Origin of the sequence: Mycobacterium sp. NPDC050441 (assembly GCF_040655355.1) — a bacterium.
In the GTDB taxonomy this organism is placed as follows: domain Bacteria; phylum Actinomycetota; class Actinomycetes; order Mycobacteriales; family Mycobacteriaceae; genus Mycobacterium.
Genome location: NZ_JBFAJS010000005.1, coordinates 296,732 through 320,442 on the forward strand (window position 1 = coordinate 296,732; position 23,711 = coordinate 320,442).

At 67.9% G+C, this 23,711-nt stretch carries 25 protein-coding genes and 1 other RNA gene; 11 read left to right on the plus strand and 15 right to left on the minus strand.

Annotation, left to right across the window (positions count from 1 at the left end; translation table 11 throughout):
• Positions 1–25 precede the first annotated feature (25 nt).
• Positions 26–1,417 carry a wax ester/triacylglycerol synthase family O-acyltransferase gene (locus AB0I14_RS17050; RefSeq protein ID WP_358023576.1) on the minus strand — a complete coding sequence of 464 codons (1,392 nt, stop codon included), beginning with the start codon at positions 1,415–1,417 and terminating at the stop codon, positions 26–28.
• A gap of 158 nt (positions 1,418–1,575) precedes the next feature.
• On the opposite strand from AB0I14_RS17050, the gene panB reads away from it, so the two are divergent.
• On the plus strand, positions 1,576–2,421 hold the full coding sequence (gene panB, locus AB0I14_RS17055) for a 3-methyl-2-oxobutanoate hydroxymethyltransferase (RefSeq protein ID WP_358023578.1): 846 nt from the start codon (positions 1,576–1,578) through the stop codon (positions 2,419–2,421).
• Between the two features lie 42 nt (positions 2,422–2,463).
• Here the strand turns inward: panB and AB0I14_RS17060 are convergent, their stop codons facing one another.
• Complete coding sequence (locus AB0I14_RS17060) at positions 2,464–2,895, minus strand: MarR family transcriptional regulator (RefSeq protein ID WP_358023581.1); 432 nt, start codon at positions 2,893–2,895, stop codon at positions 2,464–2,466.
• 89 nt (positions 2,896–2,984) lie between these two features.
• On the opposite strand from AB0I14_RS17060, the gene AB0I14_RS17065 reads away from it, so the two are divergent.
• The gene (locus AB0I14_RS17065) at positions 2,985–3,848 is read left to right on the plus strand and encodes an oxidoreductase (RefSeq protein ID WP_358023584.1); all 864 of its coding nucleotides are present in this window, start codon (positions 2,985–2,987) and stop codon (positions 3,846–3,848) included.
• A gap of 30 nt (positions 3,849–3,878) precedes the next feature.
• Here AB0I14_RS17065 and AB0I14_RS17070 read toward each other — a convergent pair whose 3' ends face one another.
• Both AB0I14_RS17070 and AB0I14_RS17075 read right to left on the minus strand, forming a co-directional pair.
• Positions 3,879–4,664 (minus strand): enoyl-CoA hydratase-related protein, encoded by a 786-nt coding sequence (locus tag AB0I14_RS17070; protein ID WP_358023587.1) that lies wholly within the window; start codon positions 4,662–4,664, stop codon positions 3,879–3,881.
• Between the two features lie 10 nt (positions 4,665–4,674).
• Positions 4,675–5,373: a TetR/AcrR family transcriptional regulator gene (locus tag AB0I14_RS17075; RefSeq protein ID WP_358023590.1), complete on the minus strand. Its 699-nt coding sequence runs from the start codon at positions 5,371–5,373 to the stop codon at positions 4,675–4,677.
• 163 nt (positions 5,374–5,536) lie between these two features.
• Between AB0I14_RS17075 and AB0I14_RS17080 the strand changes: the two genes are divergently transcribed.
• Positions 5,537–7,033: a CYTH and CHAD domain-containing protein gene (locus tag AB0I14_RS17080; protein WP_358024373.1), complete on the plus strand. Its 1,497-nt coding sequence runs from the start codon at positions 5,537–5,539 to the stop codon at positions 7,031–7,033.
• Positions 7,034–7,086: 53 nt separating this feature from the next.
• Here the strand turns inward: AB0I14_RS17080 and AB0I14_RS17085 are convergent, their stop codons facing one another.
• The 4 genes from AB0I14_RS17085 to rnpB all read right to left on the minus strand — a co-directional run bounded on the left by AB0I14_RS17085 (position 7,087) and on the right by rnpB (position 10,959).
• Positions 7,087–8,355 (minus strand): cytochrome P450, encoded by a 1,269-nt coding sequence (locus tag AB0I14_RS17085; RefSeq protein WP_358023593.1) that lies wholly within the window; start codon positions 8,353–8,355, stop codon positions 7,087–7,089.
• Between the two features lie 50 nt (positions 8,356–8,405).
• On the minus strand, positions 8,406–9,770 hold the full coding sequence (locus tag AB0I14_RS17090; protein ID WP_358024376.1) for an FAD-dependent oxidoreductase: 1,365 nt from the start codon (positions 9,768–9,770) through the stop codon (positions 8,406–8,408).
• Positions 9,771–9,801: 31 nt separating this feature from the next.
• The gene (locus tag AB0I14_RS17095; RefSeq protein ID WP_358023596.1) at positions 9,802–10,002 is read right to left on the minus strand and encodes a ferredoxin; all 201 of its coding nucleotides are present in this window, start codon (positions 10,000–10,002) and stop codon (positions 9,802–9,804) included.
• A 577-nt stretch (positions 10,003–10,579) separates the two neighbouring features.
• Positions 10,580–10,959: RNase P RNA component class A (gene rnpB / locus AB0I14_RS17100), an RNA gene on the minus strand.
• 29 nt (positions 10,960–10,988) lie between these two features.
• Between rnpB and AB0I14_RS17105 the strand changes: the two genes are divergently transcribed.
• Both AB0I14_RS17105 and AB0I14_RS17110 read left to right on the plus strand, forming a co-directional pair.
• Positions 10,989–11,441 carry an AraC family transcriptional regulator gene (locus tag AB0I14_RS17105; RefSeq protein ID WP_358023599.1) on the plus strand — a complete coding sequence of 151 codons (453 nt, stop codon included), beginning with the start codon at positions 10,989–10,991 and terminating at the stop codon, positions 11,439–11,441.
• Positions 11,442–11,450: 9 nt separating this feature from the next.
• Positions 11,451–11,870: a VOC family protein gene (locus AB0I14_RS17110; RefSeq protein ID WP_358023602.1), complete on the plus strand. Its 420-nt coding sequence runs from the start codon at positions 11,451–11,453 to the stop codon at positions 11,868–11,870.
• Positions 11,871–11,880: 10 nt separating this feature from the next.
• Here the strand turns inward: AB0I14_RS17110 and AB0I14_RS17115 are convergent, their stop codons facing one another.
• Complete coding sequence (locus AB0I14_RS17115; protein ID WP_358023605.1) at positions 11,881–13,170, minus strand: DUF222 domain-containing protein; 1,290 nt, start codon at positions 13,168–13,170, stop codon at positions 11,881–11,883.
• A gap of 36 nt (positions 13,171–13,206) precedes the next feature.
• Entirely contained in the window at positions 13,207–14,760 is a 1,554-nt protein-coding gene (locus AB0I14_RS17120; RefSeq protein ID WP_358023608.1) for a bifunctional NAD(P)/FAD-dependent oxidoreductase/class I SAM-dependent methyltransferase, read from the minus strand.
• Between the two features lie 48 nt (positions 14,761–14,808).
• Between AB0I14_RS17120 and AB0I14_RS17125 the strand changes: the two genes are divergently transcribed.
• The gene (locus AB0I14_RS17125) at positions 14,809–15,390 is read left to right on the plus strand and encodes an XRE family transcriptional regulator (protein ID WP_358023611.1); all 582 of its coding nucleotides are present in this window, start codon (positions 14,809–14,811) and stop codon (positions 15,388–15,390) included.
• Position 15,391: 1 nt separating this feature from the next.
• On the opposite strand, the gene AB0I14_RS17130 is transcribed toward AB0I14_RS17125, so the two are convergent.
• From AB0I14_RS17130 to cobC, 4 genes are read right to left on the minus strand one after another with little or no spacing between them, the layout of a single operon-like run.
• Positions 15,392–16,477, minus strand: coding sequence for a bifunctional RNase H/acid phosphatase (locus AB0I14_RS17130; RefSeq protein ID WP_358023614.1), 1,086 nt, complete (start codon positions 16,475–16,477; stop codon positions 15,392–15,394).
• Positions 16,474–17,202 (minus strand): C4-type zinc ribbon domain-containing protein, encoded by a 729-nt coding sequence (locus tag AB0I14_RS17135; protein ID WP_358023617.1) that lies wholly within the window; start codon positions 17,200–17,202, stop codon positions 16,474–16,476. Before AB0I14_RS17135 ends, AB0I14_RS17130 begins: the two co-directional genes overlap by 4 nt.
• 54 nt (positions 17,203–17,256) lie before the next feature.
• Positions 17,257–18,390, minus strand: a complete 1,134-nt coding sequence (locus AB0I14_RS17140) for a Nif3-like dinuclear metal center hexameric protein (protein WP_358023620.1) — start codon at positions 18,388–18,390, stop codon at positions 17,257–17,259.
• A complete protein-coding gene (gene cobC, locus AB0I14_RS17145) occupies positions 18,387–19,409 on the minus strand; it encodes an Rv2231c family pyridoxal phosphate-dependent protein CobC (RefSeq protein WP_358023623.1) in 1,023 nt (340 codons plus the stop codon). The genes AB0I14_RS17140 and cobC overlap by 4 nt, the downstream gene beginning before the upstream one ends.
• Before the next feature lie 53 nt (positions 19,410–19,462).
• On the opposite strand from cobC, the gene AB0I14_RS17150 reads away from it, so the two are divergent.
• Genes AB0I14_RS17150 through AB0I14_RS17160 form a run of 3 tightly spaced genes read left to right on the plus strand, consistent with a single transcriptional unit; the run spans position 19,463 to position 21,478 of the window.
• Positions 19,463–20,140 (plus strand): HAD-IA family hydrolase, encoded by a 678-nt coding sequence (locus AB0I14_RS17150; RefSeq protein WP_358023626.1) that lies wholly within the window; start codon positions 19,463–19,465, stop codon positions 20,138–20,140.
• The gene (locus AB0I14_RS17155) at positions 20,133–20,648 is read left to right on the plus strand and encodes a low molecular weight protein-tyrosine-phosphatase (protein WP_358023628.1); all 516 of its coding nucleotides are present in this window, start codon (positions 20,133–20,135) and stop codon (positions 20,646–20,648) included. The genes AB0I14_RS17150 and AB0I14_RS17155 overlap by 8 nt, the downstream gene beginning before the upstream one ends.
• The gene (locus tag AB0I14_RS17160; RefSeq protein WP_358023631.1) at positions 20,648–21,478 is read left to right on the plus strand and encodes an SURF1 family protein; all 831 of its coding nucleotides are present in this window, start codon (positions 20,648–20,650) and stop codon (positions 21,476–21,478) included. Before AB0I14_RS17155 ends, AB0I14_RS17160 begins: the two co-directional genes overlap by 1 nt.
• Here AB0I14_RS17160 and AB0I14_RS17165 read toward each other — a convergent pair.
• Complete coding sequence (locus AB0I14_RS17165; protein WP_358024380.1) at positions 21,432–22,352, minus strand: cobalamin biosynthesis protein; 921 nt, start codon at positions 22,350–22,352, stop codon at positions 21,432–21,434. The two genes, AB0I14_RS17160 and AB0I14_RS17165, sit on opposite strands and share 47 nt — an antisense overlap.
• Before the next feature lie 102 nt (positions 22,353–22,454).
• Here AB0I14_RS17165 and AB0I14_RS17170 point away from each other — a divergent pair, with 102 nt between their 5' ends.
• Positions 22,455–23,291: an oxygenase MpaB family protein gene (locus AB0I14_RS17170; protein WP_358023634.1), complete on the plus strand. Its 837-nt coding sequence runs from the start codon at positions 22,455–22,457 to the stop codon at positions 23,289–23,291.
• A 14-nt stretch (positions 23,292–23,305) separates the two neighbouring features.
• Positions 23,306–23,698, plus strand: a complete 393-nt coding sequence (locus AB0I14_RS17175) for a VOC family protein (RefSeq protein WP_358023637.1) — start codon at positions 23,306–23,308, stop codon at positions 23,696–23,698.
• Positions 23,699–23,711: the final 13 nt, after the last annotated feature.

The window sequence follows — 23,711 nt, forward strand, 5'->3', positions numbered from 1 at the left end:
GGCCTGGTCACGAGGCGCCGCGACACTATCGGGTAGCGGCGAGGAGTTCGTCGAGCGCGACGTGGAAATCGTCGGCCATATCCCACAGGTCAGGGAGCAATTCCGGGCACGACATGATGCCGACGTCGAGCATGCCGGTCAGCGACATCACGGTGATGTTGAGCCCGGATCCGTGGAAGATCGGGCCGAGCGGGTACATGGCCTTGACCTCGCAGCCCAGCAGGTACAGCGAGTCCTGGGGCCCGGGCACATTGGAGATGACGAGGTTGTGGACGGGCTTGGCCCCGGACAGCCGGCTGGCCGCGTACACCCGCATCGCGGCGCCGAACACCGCCGGTGCCGCGAACTGTGTCCAGTCTTGTAGCAGCGTCGCGCCGATCGCAGAACTGTGTTGCTTGGCAACCGAATTCGATGCGGCGATGGCCTGGAGCCGCTCGCCCGGGTTGTCGATGGTGGTCTCCAGCTTGGAGAACATCCCCGACACCTGATTGCGGCCGGGCCGGTTGGAACGGTCGTGCACCGACACCGGAACCATCGCGACCAGCGAGCTTTCGGGTAGCTCGCCGCGCTCGCGCAGGAATGTGCGCAGCACGCCGGACACCAGCGCCATCACCACATCGTTGACCTTGACGCCGAAGTGGTTCTTCACCGTTTTGATGTCTTCGAGGTCGAGCTGCGCGAACGCGACGCTGCGGTGGCCCGTGATGTTGTGGTTGAACGCGGTTTTCGGGGCGTTGAACGGGGCCGCCATCGCCTGCCCGCTGATCGCCCGGCGCACCGTGTCGACGACCGTCGTCGCCGTGGTGGGCAGCACGTTGGCCAGTTTGAGTGGGCGGGCCGCGAACTTGAGCGCACCGCTGATGGCGATCTCGGCGCCCGAGGCGCCGCCGACGCCGTCCACCGGATCCGGTGGTGGTGCGTCGGCTTCGGTGGTGCACAGCTGCGACATCAGGTTGGCACCTGTCACGCCGTCGACCCCGGCGTGGTGGATCTTCGTCATCAGCGCCAGCCGGCCGCCCGCGTGGGCGTCGGTGCCGGCCACGTTCTCGATGACCCACATCTCCCACAGCGGCCGGGTGCGGTCCAACGGCAGCGAGGCGATGTGACCGCAGATCTCGGCCAGCTCGGCACGCCCACCCGGGGCAGGTAGCCCGATCCGGTGCAGGTGCCGGTTGACGTCGAAGTCCTTGTCCTCCACCCACACCGGATGGTCGAGGTTGAACCGGCTGTCGGCCAGCTTCTCCCGGAAATGTGGCATCGCCTTGATGCGCAACGAGAGTTCGTCGCGCATCCGGTCGAAGGTGTAGCCGCCCGGCATCGTCGCGGTGTCCAGTTCGAGCACCGAGCACACGTGCATCGGCTGCGCGGCGGTTTCGAGATACAGGAAGCTGGCGTCGAGTCCGCTGAGCCGTTGCATGCCGCTGATGTTAGGGCTCCGCGCGCAAACTGTGAGGAAATCCACTCGAACGTCGCTTTTGCCTTCATCACCCGCAGTGGCAGACTTGCGGTTGTCAGCCGAACCCGGGGACCGCGACGCGGCCTCGAGGATCGAACCGACCATCACAAGGGACGACGATGTCTGAACAGTCTGTTTATGGTGCTTCCGATTCTGTCGAAGCCAAGCCGCGTACCAAGGTCCGCACACTCACACTCCAGAAGTGGAAGTCCGAAGGCCACAAGTGGGCGATGCTCACCTGTTACGACTACTCCAGCGCGCGGGTGTTCGACGAGGCCGAGATTCCGGTACTGCTGGTCGGCGACTCGGCCGCCAACGTGGTCTATGGCTACGACACCACCGTGCCGATCTCCATCGATGAGCTGATCCCGTTGGCCCGCGCGGTCGTCAAGGGCGCCCCGCACGCCCTGGTGATCGCCGACCTGCCGTTCGGCAGCTACGAGAGCAGCCCCACCCAGGCCCTGGCCACCGCCACCCGTTTCATGAAGGAGACCGGCGCGCAGGCGGTGAAACTCGAGGGCGGTGAGCGGATGGCCGACCAGATCGCGACGCTGTCCGCCGCGGGCATCCCGGTGGTGGCGCACATCGGCTTCACGCCGCAGAGCGTCAACGGGCTGGGCGGATTCCGCGTGCAGGGCCGTGGCGACGCCGCCGACCAGACGATCCACGACGCGATCGCCGTGCAGGAAGCTGGCGCGATCGCGGTGGTGCTGGAGATGGTGCCGGCCGAGTTGGCCACCCAGATCACCGGCAAGCTGACCATCCCCACGGTGGGCATCGGTGCCGGCCCCAACTGCGATGCCCAGGTGCTGGTGTGGCAGGACATGGCCGGGCTCACCAGCGGCAAGACCGCCAAGTTCGTCAAGCGTTTCGGTGACGTGGGCGGCGAGCTGCACCGTGCGGCAGCGCAGTACGCCCACGACGTGGCGACCGGGGTGTTCCCGGCCGAGGAACACAGCTACTAGCCCTGAGCACCTCTTGACCGGCGGCGCGCATGGTGCTCGATCTCAGGCCAGCGCGTCGCCGAGTTTGTTGAGCAACTGGGTCAGCAATTTCTTGTCGTCGTCGGTGAACGCGGCGAGCAGCTCATGTGCGGCGGCGTTGTAGTCGGCCCGCCAGCGTCGCGCTTGCTCCCCACCCGCCTCCGTGGTGGTCAATTGCACTGCGCGACGGTCATTTTCGTCGGGCGCGCGGGCCACCAGGCCTTCCCGTACCAACGCTTCGACCAGGGTTGACGCGGTGGCTTGGGTGACGCCGACCGCTCGCGCGACCTCCGCTGACCGGACCGGCTGCAGCCGCTCGATCTCGGCGAGCAGCTTGGACCGCGGTGTCGACACGCCACGATCACCGAGCCGCTCGTCGAAAGCTCGGACAACGGATTTGGCGGCACGGCCGAAAGCATCGGCAAGTTCTGCCGAGGTCTGCACATCGTCGCCCACGACCGGTTCTCCTCTGTTTCGTTGACAGAGAATATCAGCCCTCATATAGTTCGATCTCATATAGTTAGACATCTAACGAAAGGTCGGACATGTCCCTTCCCCAGACGTTCCCCCTCGGCTCGCTCACCGTCCGCCGCATCGGATTCGGCGCGATGCAATTGCCGGGGCCGGGAGTGTTCGGACCGCCGCGCGACCACGACGAGGCCATCTCCGTCCTGCGGCGTGCCGTCGAGCTCGGGGTCGATCACATCGACACCGCGCAGTTCTACGGGCCGGCTGTGGCGAACGAACTCATCCGGGAGGCGCTCCATCCCTACCCGGCGAACCTGGCCCTGGTCAGCAAGGTCGGCGGCAAGCGCGATGACCAGGGCAACTGGCTGCCGGCACCACAGCCAGACGAGCTGCGTCGCAGTATCGAAGAGAACCTGCGCACCCTGGGCGTCGACCAGCTTGCCGCGGTGAACCTGAGGGTCTTCGGAGCCGACGCCGCGAGCCCCGGTGAGGTCGACCGCGACCTGTTCGAGAAGCAACTGGAGACCATGATCGCCGCCCGCGACGAAGGTCTGATCGCCGGTATCGGGCTGAGCAGCATCTCGCGCGAACACTTGGAGATCGCGCTCCAACGTACCGAGATCGTCTGCGTGCAGAACGCTTACAACCTCGTCGACCGGACCTCTCAGCCCGTGCTCGACCTCTGCATCGAACGCGACATCGCCTTCGTCCCGTTCTTTCCGCTGGGCTCGGCATTTGCGCCGGAGAACCCGGTGCTGGGCAATCCGGCCATCCGCCGAGTCGCCACCGAACTCAACCGCACGCCCGCGCAGATTGCGTTGGCGTGGACGTTGAACGCGGCGCCGAACATCCTGCTGATTCCGGGTACATCATCGGTGGCTCACCTGGAGGAGAACCTGGCTGTCGCCGACATCGAACTGCCGGCGGATCTCACGCCCTAGCCGGCGAGATGGCGCCGACCGAACGGCCCGCTAGGCGAATTCGGGCTTGCGCTTGGCCAGGAACGCGTCGACGCCTTCGAGGCCGTCAGCGGAGTTGGCCCGCTCGGCGATGAACCGGGCTTCGGCCGCCATCTGCTCTTCGAGGCTGTTCTTGAACGAGGACACCAGCAGCGACTTGACCGCGCCGTTGGATCCGCCGGAACCGGCCGCCACCTGTTCGGCCAGTTTCGTGGCCCGGGCAGCCAGCTCGTCGCCGGCGACCACCTCGGTGACCAGTCCCCACTCCTGTGCCTCGGCGGCCGAGAGCGTGCGGTTGGTCAGGATGAGTTCCTGTGCCCGGCGCAGGCCGACCAGCCGCGGCAGGTGGTAGGACGCGCTGCCGTCGGGGCTCAGGCCCACTTTGGTGTAGGCCATGGTGAAGGTGGCGGATTCGGCGGCCAGGACCAGGTCTCCGGTGACAGCGAGGCTGAAGCCGGCGCCGGCCGCGGTGCCGTTGACCGCGGTGATCAGCACGGCGTCCATCCGAGCGAAGGACGAGATGGCCTGGTGCAGGTCGTCGGCAACGCCCTTGATGAAGCGGCCGCGGTCGGGAGCGGTGGCGAACGACTTCAGGTCGCCGCCGGCGCAGAAGAACCGGCCCGCGCCGGTCAGCACCACGGCCTTGGTGGCGGGCGTGTCGCAGCGCCGGGCGGCGTCGGCCAGTTCGCGAGTCATGGTGTCGTTCATGCCATTCGCGGCGTCCGGGCGGTTCAGCGTGATGCGCGCGACGGCGCCGGACTGCTCGAACGAGATGGCTTCATAGGTGGGCTCGGTCACGGCCCGAACTCTAGCGGGCCGGGGTTTGCGGCGGTCGCACGCCCAGCCGGGCCGCGGTGGCACTCACGAGTGGGCCGAAATCGCCGTGGAATCCGAGGATCCGAAGTGCGCCCTCCGCGATCACCCAGGGCTGCGCCGGCGTGCCCTCGACATCGTCAGAACGCGTGTTGACCACCGATTCCACCAACCGGAACGGCAGGTCGGCAGCAGCGGGCGGACCATCGCACTCGGCGATCACCGCTTCCGACAGCCTGCGGTAGACCTCGCGAAGCTCGGCGCGCCGGCGCCGGAACGGCTCGAACCTGTCGGTGCGCAGCTCGGGAAGCAGGTAGAGGGCGCCCAGGTTCCACCGCCCAGCGCACAGCTGGTGCGCATCGGCGACGGCGAGGGTGTGCACGTGCTGGGACGCCGGGCCGGCGCTGTCGAGCAGTTCGGTGCCCAGGCGCAGGGCCTCGTCGACCGTGCCGGCCAGCAACGCGTCGAGGATGTCGTCCTTGGTGGCGAAATGGTGATACAGCGAGGCCTGTCGCACCCCCACCTCGTCGGCGATCCGCCGGGTCGAGGTGCTGGCATACCCGTGGTTGGTGAACAGCTCGGCGGCCGCATCGAGGATCTGTTCGCGGGCGGTGGTGCCCGGGCGACGTGGCCGCGTCAGGCGTGGGCGCCCGCGCCCTGCGGCGGTGTTCGCCGGTGTCGTCTCAGCCGCCATGTCAGCAACACTAGGAGACGTCCTCGGACGTGACCGACAGCGCGGTGGGGAGAGCGGCAAGTCTTGATGCGGCTGTGACCAAGACACCGGTCGTCGCGCCTGCCCGGATGTGGCACGCTGGTGCCATCCAATCTCCCGCCTCCGGTGCACAGCGAAGGTGACTATGGCCCCCGGCAAGCCCAAGACCGCCAGGTACACCGAAATCGAGCGGAAGTTCGCGGTCACCGAGAGCACCGTCTCGCCGTCGTTCGAGGGATTGTCGGCCGTTGCCGAGGTTGAGCGCGCGCAAACGCAGCATCTGGACGCGGTGTACTTCGACACCCCGGATCGCGACCTGGCCGCGCACCGCATCACGTTGCGGCGCCGCACCGGTGGCAGCGACGCGGGCTGGCACCTGAAGCTTCCGGCCGGGGTCGACACCCGCACCGAGGTCCGCACCCCGCTGGGCGCCGGCACCGACACGGTGCCCGAGGATCTGCGCGACATCGTGCTGGCGATCGTCCGGGATCGTCCGCTGGCCCCGGTGGCCCGGATCAGCACCGAGCGCAACGTCGAGGTACTCCACGGGGCCGACGGCGTCGCGCTGGCCGAGTTCTGCGATGACCGGGTGACCGCATCGGCCACCGGGCAGGAAGCCGATCAACAAAGCTGGCGGGAGTGGGAGCTGGAGCTGCTCACCGCCGATGTGCCCGATGATCTGATGGATCGGCTGGCGAATCGGCTGGCGGATGCCGGGGCGGCGCCGGCCGGGCACGGTTCGAAGCTGGCCAAGGTACTTGGCACCGATCAGGCCCCGGCCCCGACTCCCCCGGCCGATCCGGTGCACCGGGCCATCGCCGAACAGATCGACCAGCTGTTGGTGTGGGACCGCGCCGTACGTGCCGATGCCTACGACTCGGTACATCAGTTGCGGGTGACAACGCGCAAGATCCGCAGCCTGCTGCAGGAATCCAAGGACTCATTCGGACTCGACGACGACGGTTGGGTGCTCGACGAGCTGCGGGCGTTGGCCGCGGTGCTGGGTGTGGCCCGCGATGCCGAGGTGCTGGGCGAGCGCTACCAGCGCGCGCTCGACGAGATGCCCGCCGAGCTGGTTCGGGGCCCGGTGCGCCAGCGACTGGTCGAGGGCGCCAACCGCCGCTACACCGCGGGCTGGCGTCGTTCTCTGCTGGCGATGCGGTCGCAGCGCTACTTCCGGCTGCTGGACTCACTGGAGGAGTTGGTCAGCGCCGAAAAGGCGGAATCCGCGGACGCCGCTGCGCCTTCCGTGACCATCGACGCCGCGTACAAGCGGGTTCGCAAGGCCGCCAAGACCGCCGCCGCGGTGGCGGCCGACGATGTCAGCGCCGAGGAGAAAGACGAGGCGTTACACCGGATTCGTAAGGGCGCCAAGCGGCTTCGTTACACCGCGGCGGCCACCGGGGAAGACAAGGTATCCGATCGGGCGAAGAGCATCCAGACCTTGCTGGGCGATCACCAGGACAGCGTGGTGAGCAAGGCCCACCTGAGCACTCAGGCCGATGCCGCACACGCCGCCGGTGAGGACACCTTCACGTACGGGCTGCTCTATCAACAGGAGCACGACACCGCCCAGCAGTCCCGGGCGTTGCTCGACGACGCGCTGAAGAAGTTGGCCAAGGCGGTGCGCAAGGCCCACTAGGGACCGGTTGCGGGTTGGGCGACGAACTGAAACGCCTTCAGAGGGTTCCTTTTTCAGACTCGGATTCCGTCGAAATCGATGAAGAGATGCCGTGGGCCGCGGAATACCTGGCTGATCCGATAGGGCGGCGGATCCTCGACCAGTCGAGGGTTGTCTACACGGCGAAGGAACGCCTCGATGGCGGTGTTGACTTCCAGGCGCGCCAGTGCGCCCCCAAAGCACACATGGATGCTGCGCCCCCACCCGACGTGCTCGTTGTCGGGACGCTCAGGGTCAAATGTGTTGGGGTCGTGGAAGCGCCGCGGGTCGCGGTTGGCGGCGCCATACAACAGATAGATCGGCGACCCCTTGGGGATCGTGGTGCCGGCAATGTCGATGTCAGCCAAAGCGGTTCGGCTGGGGAAGAACTGGACTGAGGACTGCAGCCGCAGCGCCTCTTCGATAGCGCCGGGTACGAGCAAAGGGCGGCCGTGCAGCAGCTCGATAGAGCCGGGGTTGCGCAGCAGGGTCAGCACGGTGTGTGAGATCAGGTTGACCGTGGAGTCGTGACCGGCGATAAATATCAGGATCGCGTTCGCCACAATCTCGCCGGGTGACATCGGCCCGTCGGGGCCGTCGTCGTGGACCATCTGCGAAATCATTCCCGCACCGGGGCCGGAGCTCTGGGCCTCCTGCACCAGCTCGATCATGTATTTCGCCAGCTCCAGGGCACTGGCTTGGCCTTTTTCCTTGCGCCGCTGACCCTCCTCGGTTTCGATCTCGGGGCCCACGTCGAAGATGCCGGCCATCACGTCGCCGACCCAGGCGTGAAAGCGGGGCTCGTCTTTGAGGGGGATCCCCATTATGCGGCAGATCACATCGACGGGCAGTGGATAGGCGTAGTCATCGACGACGTCGATGCGAGTCTTGCCCGTCGCTTTGTCGAGCAGGTCGTTGACGATCTGCTGGCATGAGGCCTCCATGCTGGGGATCAGATCCGGGGCGTGTGGGGGCCCGAAGTGGCGCATGGCCTGGCGGCGCATCCGATCGTGATCCGGGGGGTCGCTGACGATCATGGCCCGGTCCTTGCCGTAGGTCTCGATCAATTCGAGCACCGACTCATCAAGGTTCTCGGTCACAACGCCGGCTTGGGGCCGGTTACGTTTATCGGAGCTCACTCGGGGGTCATGAGCTAAGGCGATGAGCTCTTCGTAACCGGTGACGGCGTAGATGCCGCCGGTCACCCGCACCACGGGCGTTTTGCGCAGTTCGTCGAAAAACGGATACGGGTCCGCTCGGTGCTCATACATCATCGCAGCGTCGTAGGCTTCTTCCGGGGTCATGGCGCCGTCCTCACTGAATCACCTTGCCTGTCTGCGTCTTTGGGTGCCGCCTAGCGTTGGCGGGGCCGGAATTCGGCTTGACGTTCAGTGGGGTCATGACCCGTTAGAACGACATCGGGGGCCTCGGTGGGCACGCCCCGAGCCGGGAAATCGGCCGGACGAACCCGCATATCGGCGGGAAGGTCCGACCCTGCCGGATGCGGCGGAAAGGGCGCCGAGCGCGCGATTTGTGCACGGTAGTAGTCGATCCACTTGCCGTGGTCGAAGGTGACCGCGCCGACGATGCGTCCGCGCCGCCCATACGCGGCGACGAAGCGGCGCTCCTTCACCGAGCCTTGGGTGAAGACGATTTCGTCGCCGAAGGAGGGCACCCCAACCGACTTGATGTTGACGCCGAACTGGCCCGACCAAAATTGCGGTATCAGCAGATGCGCACGGCGATCGACCTCATCACACACCATGTTGTGGGCCGCTACCTGCGCACCCAAGACCGCGTTGTCCCAGTGCTCCATCGCCATGAACTGGTAGTCGTAGAGCACGTGGGGCGCCCGGGCAATGTCCCCGGCCACAAAAACGTGGTCGGTCACCACGCCATGGATATCGAACGCGCGACACCCCGCGTCGCATCCCACGCCCCAGAAGCCGGCGGCCAGCCCGGCGCCGTCGAGCCACTCAATGTTGCGGATGGAGCCCAGCGAGGTCACCACCACATCAACGTCGAGGCTGCTGCCGTCGGATAGGCGTGCGCGCCGTACCTGCCCGGCCTCGTCTCCGTCGAAGCCCAGCACCCCGATACCGGTGCGCAGATCCACGCCGGCCTCGCGCTGCATCTCGGCGGCGATCTCGCCGATCACCCCACCCAACGCGCCCGACAGCGGGGCCGGGCCGCGCTCGGCGACGGTGACGTCCAGGCCAAGATCGCGGCACACCGAGGCCACCTCCGACCCGATAAACCCCGAGCCGATGATCAAAACCCGTCGCGGCCGAGCCGCCAACGCAGCCTGCAGCCGGGCCGCGTCGCCGCTGGTGCGCAAGGTGTAGACGCCCTTCAAAGCGGCCTCGTCGAGGTTGGGCCACCGCCGCGACCGCACACCGGTAGCGATCAGCACTCGATCGCCCTCCACCTCACTGCCATCGGCCAGACGAACCAGCCTGTTCGCCCGGTCCAGACCAATCGCGGCGACACCGAGCCGCCACTCGGCATCGACGTCACACATGCGCGGTAGCTTCGTATGGTCTGGCCGCACCCACCCCGCGAGCACCTGCTTGGACAGCGGAGGCCGATCATAAGGCTCGTCCGGCTCATCACCGATGATCGTCAGGTGGCCTGTGAAGCCCTCTTGCCGCAGCGCCTCAGCGGCCCGAAGCCCAGCCAGCGAGGCACCGACGATGACGATGCGACCGTTGCCCTTGATGCCGTTCGACGGGGCGCGCACGACCGACCCGCTACTCGCTGTCTAACTGGTCCACGACGATCGCCTGCACCGGGCACGCAGTCGCGGCCCGCAACACCCGAAGTCGTTGCGTGTCATCGGGATTCGGGTCATACGTGAGGGCCTCTTCGCCGCTGAGCTTGAGCACCTCCGGCGCCAGAGGGACGCACTGCGCATAGCCCAAACAGCGGTTCAGGTCGATGACAATGCGCATGAGGACCTCGATCGCTTATCGCCAGCGTGACGCATCTGCGCCCCGGTGTCGACCGCCGGTTCAGCACGCCACTGCCGCGGAGCGTACTCCTCACACCAACCCCGATCGCCTCGTTCCGGCAAAGCTTTCAGCAGCTTCACAACATTCCCCTCCGGTCACCGACTGCCGCTACAGCGCGACGCCACCTAGGCCACACGCAACAGCAAAAACCTGTTGAAGCAGAAACTGTCGACCTAGCCGAATGCGACACGTGCATAAGGCAATTAAGCACCGGTTGCCGCCATCGAAGATCGCCCGGCAACACAGGCAGGCCGCGACGACCCCGCGCACTGAGCGGCCGCGATCACTTCCTCGCTGGATCGGCTGAGGACGTTCAGATGATCGACTCGTTCCACGGCTCGTGGGGCGGAGTTCCCTGCCGAGCCAGACGGCTTGATGTCCACGTTCGCGGCAAGCCAATCACCCGGTCGGTGTTCGGGCACAAGTGGCGCACGCCAGCGCGGTCGAGACCTCGGACCCCTACAGCCACCTATGGCCCGATTCCGACGAGCTGAACACGCAGTTCAGCTCGTCGGGGCGAACGAGTTGGCCTGTAAGCCGGATTCTGTCCCTCACCCCGGAGGGTGAAGCGGCGACCATCCATCTGGACACACCGTCGCCGGGTGCCTCGAGCGGCCTACCCGCAGGCTCGGGCGAGCAGCCCTCGAACGCCTGCGCGGCCGCAACCAGGTTGCGGCCTTCTTGGCCTTGCTTCGGGTGGGGTTTGCCTAGCCACCCCGGTCACCCGGGGTGCTGGTGCGCTCTTACCGCACCGTTTCACCCTTACCATTTCTGGCGGTCTGTTTTCTGTGGCACTTTCCCGCGAGTCACCTCGGATTGCCGTTAGCAATCACCCTGCTCTGTGAAGTCCGGACTTTCCTCGACACCCGAGGGTGCCGCGGCCGCCCAGCCAACTCGTTCGCGCTGATCACCGTACCGTTAATTGCATGGTCCAGGTACCACCGGCACGATATTTGCTCCGCGCGAAGGATCTCGCGGACGCCCGTTATGCGGATCCGATCACCGTCGATGACCTCGCGGCGGCCGCCGGATTGTCCCGGGCCCACTTCAGCCGGATGTTCACCCGCACGTTTGGTGAGTCTCCACGGGCCTACCTGCAGAGTCGGCGTCTCGAGCGGGCCGCGGCGCTGTTGCGCAACACCGACCGTTCGGTCGCCGACATCTGCGTGATGGTCGGCCTGCACAGCGTCGGCTCGTTCACCACCAGCTTCGCCCGGGTGTACGGCAAGCCTCCGGCTGCCTACCGCGCCGCCCTACCACCGGCGATGCTCCGCGCCCCGGTGCCCAGTTGCATTCTGGCGCGGGATACTCGGCGCCCCCACACTGGCCGAACCAAGACAGCACAAACGGAGAAGACGCCCGGGCCGGTGCCGACGTAGCGTCTGCTCATGATGAAAATCGCTTACACGCATCTGTGGGTTCACGATCAGGAAGTCGCGCTGAAGTTCTGGACCGAGAAGGTCGGAATGGAAGTGCGCGAAGATGTTTCGTTTCCGGAGGAGATGGGTGCCTTCCGGTGGGTCACCGTCGGCCCGCCCGGACAGGACGACGTCGGCATCGTGCTGATGGCCGTGCCCGGCGAGCCCGTGATGGACGAATCCACCCGCAAACAGGTCCAGGATCTGACCGCAAAGGGCTTCGCCGGCACGGTGTTTCTGACCACCGACGACTGCCAGAAGAGCTATGAGGAACTCACCGCCCGCGGTGTCGAGTTCACCGAGCCGCCGAACCAGATGCCCTACGGCATCGACTCGGGTTTCCGTGACCCCTCGGGCAACAGCATCCGGCTGACCCAGCGCACCGACTGAACTCCTCTGGCTAAGCCGCCAGTGCGCACCGACCGAACTCGATGGCCATTCGTAGTTCGGTGACGCATTCAAATACTTCGATGGATCCAGGTGGTGGCGGCGCGGTGGAGCGGTAACGAATTCCGGTCGGAGTCACGAATTCGGCTGTGTGCACACCGTTCTCGTCACCGGCCGTCACCTTCCATCCGGGTGATTCCTTGACGTAGTTGCACCGTTCACATTCGCCGAGACCGTTCTGCGCACTGGTCGGACCACCGCGGGCATGCGGTTGGGCGTGGTCGTGATGGCGGATCGGCGCATCGCAGTACGGAGTCCTGCAGGTCCGATCCCGCAATCCGATGAACTCGGCCAGCCCCTTGGGAAACAGCCGCGACCGTGACTCCATCGCCACCAGCGCACCGGACTTCGGGTGCCGGTAGAGCCGCCGCAGCGAGGCCCGTGAACGTTCGTCGGCCACCGCGTCACTCACCAGGTTGCGGGCCACCGTCGCCGGCACCGGCCCGTATCCCTCGACCACTGCCGGACTCTCGTCGTCCCCGACCAGAGTCTGGTCGGAGAGCAACAGGTTGACCGCCACCGGCTCTGGCACCTCGGCGGGGCGGCCGGTCACCCGCTCCGCCAGGGTGTCGGCCATCACCTGGCCGCGGGTCCGGCCGTCGAACGTCGTATCGGCGCCCCGTTTGAGCGCCGCAAACACACCGACGCCCTTCTGCACCGGCAACAACACCGTCAGCCGCGCCATGCAGTCCGGCGCCGGCCGGATCCAGACATTCCGATCCTCCGCCGCCTTCGCCGCCCGGTCGACGACAGCCTGCGGATCCAGGCGGTACGCGATCTTCTTGGCGTCTGCCTCAATTCGCTTGTCGCCCTTGCCGTGGAGCTTCGTGACGTCGGCGCACATCTCGCTATCCAACGCGCGCCGATCATCGACGGACAGGCATGCCGACTCCCGCACGATCAACGTGGCCCGCCATTCCGACAACACGCCGGATTCCAACGCCGCCAACGTATGCGGCATCTCGTGCACCAGCGCTTTGGCGAACCCGAGGTGCCGACTCCCCCGGTTCGGCGAGTCATGACGTGCCAGCGCCACCTCCGAGGCCACGCCACGTCCCCGCTTTATGCGAGGTACTCCCGCGGCCGCCTCGGCGGCCCGGCGTTTCGCGTCCAACAGGGCCGCACACCGGGCCTGCCCGGCGGCCGCGGCCGCCTTCGCCCGCTCGAGTTCCTCGATGCGCCGATGCAGCGTCACCTCGTCATCATCCGGGTTGACCTGCGCCAACACCACGACTTCGAACATACGTGCGATACTACTCAAGCGCACCGACAAATTGATTCAGCCCAGACGACGCAGCACCATCACGTTGTCGATCAGGGTGCCGTGCTGGCCGTCCGGCCCGGTGGCTTCGCGCTCGTCGGTGCCCACCCGGAGGCGTTCCCATTGCGTTTCATCGAGGTGCAGTGAGTCGACGACCTCGTCGGCGCTGGGGAACGCGAATCTCCGGACGTGCTCGAGGGCCCAGGGCGGCGCGGCCCCGTGGTCGACGATGACCAGTAGACCTCCGGACGCCACGGCGCCGGCGGCGCGACGCAGTACGCCGGCGCGGTCCATCGCGACCGGCGACTGCAGGAACTGAGCCGAAACCAGGTCGAAGCGGCCGTCCGGGATGCTCTCGGAAAGGTCGTGGCGTTCGAACGTGATCCGCTCCACCACGCCCCGGGCCTGCGCTTCGGTGGCGGCCCGGGCGAGCGCGGTGTCGGAGACGTCGACGCCCGTGACCTGCCAGCCCTGCTCGGCCAGCCATACGGAGTCCCCGCCCTCGCCGCAGCCGAGGTCCAGCGCCCGACCCGGCGGCAGGTCCGCGGCGATCTTGGCCAACTGGGCGTTGACCCGGCCGCTCCAGATGCGGCCGCGTTGTCCGTAATGGCGTTCCCAGTACTGGGCGGTGACGGCCGTCTGCGCGGGCCAGGGCGGCACCGGGAGCCCGACGTCCTCGCCGAGCAGGTGCTGCACGACGGCGGCGCCGGCCTGGCTGCCCGACGCCACCGCCGCGGCCACCTGCGGCATCTGGGCACTCAGGTCGCCCGCGGCGAACAAGCCCGGCACCGAGGTCCGTGAGAACCCGTCGACGACAAGGGCGTCCGCTGCGATCGGCCCGGGTGCCGAGACGGCACCGAGCTGGGCGGCCAGCGGTGAGCGCTGATGCAGTGTGGCGGCGACGAGCGCACCGCGCCTGGACAGCCGGGTGCCGTCGGTGAACTCCACGGCCGCCAGTTCGCCGTCGTGAGCGACGAATCGGGCCACCGGACGCTCGTCCACGCCGATTCCGGCCGCATCCAACTGCTTGACCTGCGCGTCGTCCAACTCGCTGCGCCCATTGGTGAGCACCACCAGATCCTCGGTCCAGCCGCGCATCATCAACGCGGAGTGCACCGCTCGGTCACCCTGGGCGATCACGGCGACCGGCGCATCACGCATCTCCCAGCCATGACAGAACGGGCAGTGGAAAACCGAACCGCCCCACAGGCCTTCGAGCCCGGCAATGTCCGGCGAGCGGTACTCCATGCCGGTGGCGAGCAGCACCGTCCTCGCCTGCTCGCGGGTTCCGTCGGCCAGCTCGAGGGTGAATCCCGGCTCCCCTTGCACGACTTCGCCCGTGCGCACCTCCACCGTGGGATAGGCGGCCAACTCAGTGCGGCCCGCCGCATAGAGGTCGGCGGGCGGACGGCCATCGCTGCCCAGCAGGCCACCGATTCCGTGTGCGGCCAGGTTGCTCTGATTCCCCGCGTCGACCAGTAGTACGCGTCGCCGGGCCCGGCCCAGTACCAGCGCCGCACTCAGTCCGGCCGCCCCGCCACCGACGATTACGCAGTCCCAAACATTCTCCATGCTTTCGAGCTTGCCCAATCGCATGGCAAAATGCCAAGCTAATTTGCCATGGAGGCAAACGCAGCCGAACCCGCCGACATCGACGCCGTGGTCCGCGGCCGGCTTCGCGAGTTGCGGGCCCAACGCGGACTCACGCTCGAAGACGTCGCGCGCCGCGCACAGATCGACGTCTCGACCCTGAGCCGGCTGGAATCCGGCAAGCGCCGGCTGGCCCTGGACCACCTTCCCCGCCTGGCCGCTGCACTGTCCGTCACCACCGATGAGTTACTGCGCGCGCCGCAGGCCGAGGACCCCCGGGTCACCGGCAGCTCACACACCCACCACGACATCACGTACTGGCCGTTGACCCGGCAGGGCCCGGCGGCCGGTCTGCACGCCTACAAGATCCGGATCAGCGCCAAGCGCCGCAAGCCACCCGCCGAATTCCCCGTCCACGAGGGACGCGACTGGATGTACGTGCTGTCCGGACAACTGCGCCTGATCCTGGGCGAACAGGACTTCGTCGTCAATCCCGGTGAGGCCGTGGAATTCTCGACCTGGACGCCGCACTGGTTCGGGGTTGTCGACGGCCCGGTCGAGGCGATCACCATCTTCGGCCCGCACGGCGAACAACTACACCTGCACGCCTGACCTAGAGGTAGGCGGTCTGGTTCACCAACCGCACCGAGGATCCACCGTCGGCGTAGAACTCGGCGATCGACAGCGAGGCCAGATCCAGGTGCAACCGGTACAGGATGCCCTCGCCGGCATCGAGTGCCAATCGGAGGATCGTCTTGATCGGCGTCACGTGCGAGACCACCAGAACCGTTGCCGCACCGTGCTCGGCGACGATCCGGTCGCGGGCCCGACGGACCCGGCGCGCCACCGCATCGAAACTCTCGCCACCGGGCGGCTCGACGCTGGTGTCACGTAGCCAGCGCCCGTGCAGTTCCGGATCCCGTTGCGCAGCTTCGGCGAACGTCAGTCCTTCCCACTCACCGAAGTCCGTCTCGATCAGGTCATCGTCGACACGAACGTCGACGCCGAGTGCCTTGGCCGCCGCCGCAGCCGTCTCATACGCCCGCTCCAGTGGCGAGCTGACCACCGCCGCGACGCCCCCGCGTGCGCCCAGATAACGCGCGGCAGCGTCGGCCTGCCGGCGCCCCTCCTCGGTCAGCACCGGATTGCCGCGCCCCGAATAGCGCCGGGCGATGGACAATTCGGTCTGGCCGTGGCGCAGCAGCAACAGCCGGGTCGGAGCTCCGGTGGCACCGGTCCAGCCGGGTGCCGACAATGCGGCTTTATCCTCCTCAGCGGGTTTCTCACTGAGGATCCCGGCCGCCGCGTCCATGGCTTCGTTGGCCAGCCCATCGGCATGGCTGTTGCGCTCCCGTGGTATCCACGTGTAGCTGACACGTTCGAAGCCCGCGGCCAGTTCGGCCGCTCGGCGCTGCAGAGGAATCAGATCCGGATGCTTCACCTTCCAGCGCCCTGACATCTGTTCGACGACGAGCTTGGAATCCATCGACACCGCCACCTCGACCGCACCGAGCTCGGTAGCGGCCTCCAAACCGGCGATCAGGCCGCGGTATTCGGCGACGTTGTTGGTGGCCCGGCCGATCGCCTCCTTGCGTTCGGCCAGGATTGCGGTGTGTTCGGAGTCGAACACCACCGCGCCGTAGCCCGCCGGTCCGGGATTTCCCCGGGACCCGCCGTCGGCCTCGACGAGAACTCTCACTGCTTGAACCTCAAGAGGATCGCCCCGCACTCGGGGCAGCGCAGCACGTCGTCCTCGGCCGCAGCGGCGATCCGGGCGCTCTCCCCGCGGTCGATCTCGATCCGGCAGGCACCGCAGCGTCGGCCCTGCAGCAACCCGGCACCCGCCCCGCCGCGGGACCGCTGGCGTTCGTAGAGATCGACGAGTTCGCCATCGATGAGATTCACCAACCCGTCACGGCGGGTGCGCGCCTGCCGGCGGGCCTGGTCGATCTCCGCCAGTGCGGCATCGCGAGCCTCCTGTGCCGCCGACAGCGCGACCTGCAGGTCATCGATGCGCTGCAACGCCTCGGCCTGCCGCCCCGACAGTTCCTCACGACGCTCCATGAGCTCCAGCAGGGAGTCCTCCAGGCTGGATTGCCTGCGCTGCAAGGTTTCCAGCTCATGCTGGATCTCGGCGACCTGCTTGGCGCCCACCGTGCCGCCGTCGATCAGCTTACGGTCGCGGTCCTCACGCTGACGGACCGAGTCGATCTCGTTTTCGAGCTTGGTCACCTGAGCTTCCAGGTCTTCCAGGGCGATACCCAGAACGCCCACCCCGTCGCCGGCGGCGGCGTGCTCGGCCTGAGCCTCGTCCATCTTCTGCTGTTCGGCCAGGTGCTTGGCGCGGTGCTCGATGCGCCCGAGTTCGGCATCGACCTCGGTCAGCGCGAGAAGCGAACGTTGTTGTTTTACTTCGGCTTTCATGCCCTGACTTTCATGTAGCTATAGGATTTTTCTGCGTTCATACGTTTACTGCGGTCAGCACTCGACGTTCCACGGATCGGTGCGCACCGAGGACACCCGCACTTGGAGCGCGTCACCGAACTGCCCGCGCAGCACTCCGGCGGCCTGGGCGCACCAGGGAAACTCGGTGGCCCAGTGCGCCACATCGACAAGCGCGACCGGTGAGGCGCGTCGATGCTCATCAGCGGGATGGTGCCGTAAATCCGATGTGACGTAAGCCTGTACGTCGGCGCGAGCCACCGTGCCCAGCAGTGAGTCGCCCGCTCCCCCGCACACCGCGACCCGTGACACCATGGCGTCGGGTTCCCCCGAGGTCCGCACCCCCCACGAGGTGGCCGGCAGCGCGGCCCGCACCCGGGACGCGAAGGCCGACAACGCCTCTGGCCGGTCCAACAGCCCGATCCGGCCGATTCCCACGTTACCGGGGATCGGCGCCAGCGCGATGATGTCGAAGGCCGGTTCCTCGTAGGGATGGGCGGCCCGCAGGGCGGACAGGATGGTGGCGCGCAGCCGCGAGGGCGCGATCACCTCCACCCGGTCCTCGGCCACCTGCTCGACGGTGCCCACCTCGCCGATGGCCGGGGCGGCCCCGTCGTGCGGCAGGAACTGCCCGGTGCCGGGCACGCTCCAACTGCAGTGCGAATAGTCGCCGATCCGCCCGGCCCCGGCGTCGAACAGTGCTTCGGCCACCGCGCCGGTGTCTGTGGCCGGCACGAACACCACCCATTTGTCCAGATCGGGGCCCGGCGCCGCCGGCGACAGGACCGCCTCGACGGTCAGGCCCAGCGCCTCGGCCAGTGCGTCGGAGACCCCGGGCGATGCGGCATCCGCATTCGTGTGGGCGGTGAACAGGGCTCGTCCGGTGCGGATCAGCCGGTGGATCAGGGCGCCCTTGGCGGTGTCGGCGGCCACGGTGTCCACACCCCGCAACAGCAGCGGATGGTGGGCCAGCAGCAGACCGCGCTCGGGCACCTCGTCGATCACCGCCGCGGTCGCGTCGACGGCGATGGTCACCGATTCGACGGCTTCGCCGGGGTCACCGCACACCAACCCGACCGAGTCCCAATCGTGGGCCAGGTGCGGCGGGTACGCCACGTCCAGTGCCGCGATCACGTCGGCCAACGGCACCCCGGCCGGTCGCGCGCTCATTGCAGCACCTCCCTCATGGCGTCGATGAGTACGGGCCATTCCGGCCGCACTGCTGCACGCAGGTAGTTTTCCGGCAGGCCCACGAAAGTATCGCAACGCCGTACCGCGATGCCTTTGCTTTCCAGATGTTTTCGCATCAGCTCGGCGTCGGGCACTGTGAACAGCACAAATGGCGCCTCGCCGGCCACCACGCCCAACCCGAGCGCATCGAGCCTGGCGACCATCGAGGCCCTCAGCCCGGCGAGCCGCCGGGCGCCGGCATCGGCCTCGGCCACCGCTTCGGGACTGCTGGCCGCGGCGATGGCCTCCAGTTGCAGGGTGCCCAGCGGCCAGTGCGGGCGCGGCGCGGTGAGCCGGGCCAGCACGTCGGGTGCACCGAGGGCGTATCCCACCCGCAGCCCGGCCAGTGACCACGTCTTGGTCAGGCTGCGCAGCACCAGCACGTCGGGCAGCGACTCGCCAGCCAACGTCTGGGCCTCGCCGGGAATGCCGTCGGCGAACGCCTCGTCCACCACCACCAGCCTGCCGGGGCGGCGCAGCGCCAGGATGTCGTCGACGCGGTGCAGCACCCCGGTCGGATTGGTCGGGTTGCCGATCACCACCAGGTCCGCCTCGTCCGGCACCACAACGCCTGCCAGTGTGAACGGGAACGGCAGCACCACGTCCTGGATCGGCACACCGGCCGCGGCCAGCACGGCTTCGGGTTCGGTGAACGACGGGGCGACCAGCGCGGCCAGGCGTGGCCGTAGCCCGGCCAGCAGGGCGAATCCCTCGGCGCCGCCGGCCAGCAGGGCCACCTCGTCGGCACTGCGGCCGTGGCGCACCGCGACCGCTTCGGCGGCACGGCGCTGATCGGCCTGGCTCGGGTAACTGCCCAGATCGGGCAGTCGGGCGGCCAGCCGGTCGGTCAGCCAGACCGGCGGACCACCGGCGCGGACGTTGACCGCGAAGTCCAGCATTCCCGGCAATGCGGCCTGGTCGCCGTGGTACCGGGCGCCTGCACGGGGTGGATGTGGCACAGCACGACACTAGTGGTCGGAGGACCGCCCGCGGCATACGGGAGAATGGGCACGTGACCGACACGCTGGAACTCACCCGACCGCAGCTGGTGCTCTTCGATCTCGACGGCACCCTGACCGATTCGGCGGCCGGGATCGTGTCGAGTTTCCGTCACGCGCTGACCCACGTCGGCGCCGGCATCCCGGACGGCGACCTGGCCGGACGCATCGTCGGCCCGCCCATGCACGAGACGTTGCAGGCGTTGAGTCTGGGCGAGACCAGCTTCGATGCCGACGCCGCGATCGCGGCCTACCGCGCCGATTACACGAGCCGCGGCTGGGCGATGAACAGCCTGTTCGACGGCGTCGAGGCACTGTTGGCAGATCTGCAGGCCTCAGGAGTACGGCTGGCGGTGGCCACCTCGAAGGCGGAGCCCACCGCGCGGCGCATCCTGGAGCATTTCGGCCTGGACGGCTACTTCGAGGTGATCGCCGGGGCCAGCCCGGACGGGGTCCGGGCGGCCAAGGCCGACGTGGTCGCCTATGCACTGGCCCAGTTGCAGCCCCTGCCGCAGCACGTCCTGATGGTCGGTGACCGGATGCACGATGTCGAGGGCGCGGCCGAGCACGGCATCGACACCGTGGTGGTCGGCTGGGGCTACGGCGCCACCGATTTCACCGGGCCCGCCGCGGTGACCGCGCACGCCCACGTCGACACCGTCGCCGCGCTTCGGGAGGTGCTCGGTGTCTGAGCCGACGGAGACGCAGCTGCACGTCACGTTCGTGTGCTCGGGCAACATCTGCCGGTCCCCGATGGCCGAGAAGATGTTCGCCCATCAGATCCGCGAGCGCGGCCTGGCCGATGTGGTCCGGGTGAGCAGCGGCGGTACCGGCGGCTGGCACGCCGGTGACGGCGCCGACAGCCGCGCCTGCCTGGTGCTGCGTGAGCGCGGTTATCCCGACGATCACGTCGCCGCCCAGGTCTGCGATGACCATCTCGGTGCCGACATGGTGGTCGCGCTGGGCCGCAATCACCAGCGAATCCTGACCGATCTGGGCGTGACGGGCGACCGGCTGCGGATGCTGCGCTCGTTCGACCCGCGGTCGGGCGCACACGCCCTCGACGTGGAGGATCCGTACTACGGCGGCAAGACCGATTTCGAGGATGTGTTCACCGTGATCGAGGCGTCCCTGCCCGGTCTGCACGCCTGGGTCGACGCGGCGCTGGCCGGCCGGGGAATCCAGGGAACGGCAGTCTGATGCGACGCTTGACCTTCCTGCTGCGACCGCAATGGGTGGCGTTGTTCATCGTGGTGGCCGCCTTCGTCTACTTGTGTTTCACGGTGCTGGCGCCGTGGCAGCTGGGCAAGAACACGAAGACTTCGCGTGAGAACAACCAGATCTCGCATTCGCTGCAGGCCGATCCGGTTCCGGTGACCACCGTTCTGCCACACCAGGATTCGGTCGCGCCCGACGCCCAGTGGCAGCGGGTTACCGCTACCGGGCATTACCTGCCGAAGTCGGAGGTGCTGGCCCGGCTGCGGGTGGTCGACGGTGAACCGGCCTTCGAGGTCCTCACGCCGTTCGCCGTGGACGGCGGGCCGGTGGTGCTGGTCGATCGCGGCTTCATCACCCCGATCGACGGAAACAAGGTGCCGCAGTTCGCGGCCGCGCCGGCCGGCCGGGTGACCATCACCGCCCGGGTGCGTGATGCGGAAGCCCTTGTCGTGGGCAAGGACCCGTTCCGCGGCGACGACGGCGCACAGCAGGTGTACTCGATCAACACCGACCAGATCGCCTCGCTGACCGGCGTTGCGCTGACCGGGTCGTATCTACAGCTGGTGGGCGACCAACCCGGCGGTCTCGGGGAGATCTCCCTTCCGCACCTCGACGCCGGACCGTTCCTGTCCTACGGCATCCAGTGGATCGCGTTCGGTATCGTCGCCCCGCTCGGTCTCGGCTACTTCATCTACGCCGAGTTGCAGCAGCGCAGGCGCGAACGGGCCGCCGCCCAGGCAGCCTCGAAGGAACCGGCCCGGGAGCTCACCGCCGACGAGAAGATCGCCGACCGCTACGGCAAGCGCCGCTGACCACCACAAGTAGCACCGACACGGCCGCCGCCGAAGCCTGTACCGCACGCGAGAGCCGCACCGCGCGGGCCACATCCATCACCTCCGGGATGCGGCCGTCGCCCAGGGTGGGCCGGATCTCCAGTTGATGCGCGTACTGGGTCGGGCCGCCCAGGCGCACCCCCAGCGCGCCGGCGAAGGACGCCTCGGCCACCCCGGCGTTGGGGCTCGGATGGCGGGCCGCATCGCGCCGCCACGCCCGCAGCGCCGCCCGTGGTGACCCACCCACGGCCGGTGCGCACAGCGCGGCCAGCACCCCGGTCAACCGGGCCGGCAGGTAGTTCAGCACATCGTCGAATCGGGCTGCCGCCCAACCGAAGTAGGCGTACCGCGGTGAGCGGTGCCCGATCATCGCGTCCAGCGTGTTGGCGCCCCGGTACACCAGCACCCCGGGCACCCCGCCGATCGCCGCCCACAACAGCGGCGCCACCTGGGCATCAGACGTGTTCTCGGCCAGCGATTCCACCGTGGCCCGGGTCAGGCCCGAGACGTCCAGCGCGGCCGGATCCCGCCCGCACAACGAGGGCAGCAGGGCGCGCGCACCGTCGAGGTCAGCGGTTTGCAGCAGCGTCGACATCTGCCCACCGACCCGGTTGAGCGAGGTCCCGCCGAGCGCGACATAGGTGGCCACCGCGGTCACCCAGACGCGGTCGCCGCGTCCCGCGGCCCAGCCCAGCCCGGCCAGACCACCGAGCAGCAGCCCGGTGTGTACTGCACCGGCCGCGCGGTTGTCGGCATAGGTCAGCTTTTCCAACCGTGCTGCGCCAGTGCCGAACCCGGCCACCGGATGCCCGCGGCGTGGATCGCCCAGCAGCAGGTCGGCCAGGAACCCCATGGCGAGACCGACGGCCCGACGGTGCCAGACCGGCGGGCACTCCCGCGGACTTCTGCGCGCAAACACCCCGGCAGCGTCTCACAAGGTGGTCTACTCGAAGTCATGAGGTTGGGTCCGCCACGACGCCCGCGACGGGTCACCGATCTGCTCAACCCGGCGGCGGCGCTGCTGCCCGCGGCCAACGTCATCATGCAGCTGGCCTCCCCCGGTGTCGGTTACGGGGTCCTGGAGAGCCCGGTGGACAGCGGCAATGTCTACAAACATCCGTTCAAACGGGCCCGCACCACCGGCACCTATCTGGCCGCGGCCACCATGGGCACCGATGCCGACCGCGCGCTGCTGCGCGCCCAGATCGACAAGGTGCACGCGCTGGTCCGCTCACGGGCCTCAAGCCCGGTGTCCTACAACGCTTTCGATCCTCGGCTGCAACTGTGGGTGGCGGCCTGCCTGTACCGCTACTACATCGACATGCATGAGTTCCTCTACGGCCCGCTCGACGAGGAATCCGCCGACGCGATCTATGCCGACGCCCGCGCGCTGGGCACCACCTTGCAGGTGCGCGACGACATGTGGCCGGAAGACCGGGACGCCTTCGATACGTACTGGAAGCAGTCGCTGCAGGACCTGCAGATCGACCCGCCGGTGCGCGAACATTTGTATGGAGTGGCCACTTTTGCGTTCTTGGCGTTCCTGCCCGCCCCGCTGCGGCTGCTGGCCGGACGGTTCAACCTGTTCACCACCACCGGGTTTCTGCCCGCGGAGTTCCGCAGCCACATGCAGTTGCGCTGGACGGCCGGTCAGCAGCAGCGCTTCGAGCGGCTGCTGACCGGACTGCGGGTCGCCGATCGCGTGATCCCGCACGAGGTGTGGCTGTTGGGTTATCAGATCTATCTGTGGGACATGCGGATCCGTGACCGACTCGGCAAGCGGGTGGTCTGATTCAGGAGGCAAAGATGACGTTCCCCGCACTCGCTCATGTGGCGGTCACCGTACGAGACCTGGCGGTCAGCAGGCCGTGGTACCGCACGTTGTTCGGCGCCGATCCGGTGCTCGACGAGGACACCGATGCCGGCTTCCACCACCTGGTCTGGCTACTGGACGGCGGCACGCTGTTCGGCATCCATCAACACCGGAATCCCGCCCCCGATGGAGCATTCAGCGAGTTCCGGGTGGGCCTGGACCACGTCGGCTTCGGTTGTGCGTCGCGTTCGGAACTGCAGACCTGGGTGGACCGGCTCGACGGGCTGGGCATCGCCCACGGCGGGATCGTCGACGCGCCGTACGGCTCCGGGCTCAGTTTCCGCGATCCCGACGGCATCGCACTGGAGTTCTTCGCCGGGACCTGAACTCGGGTGGTAC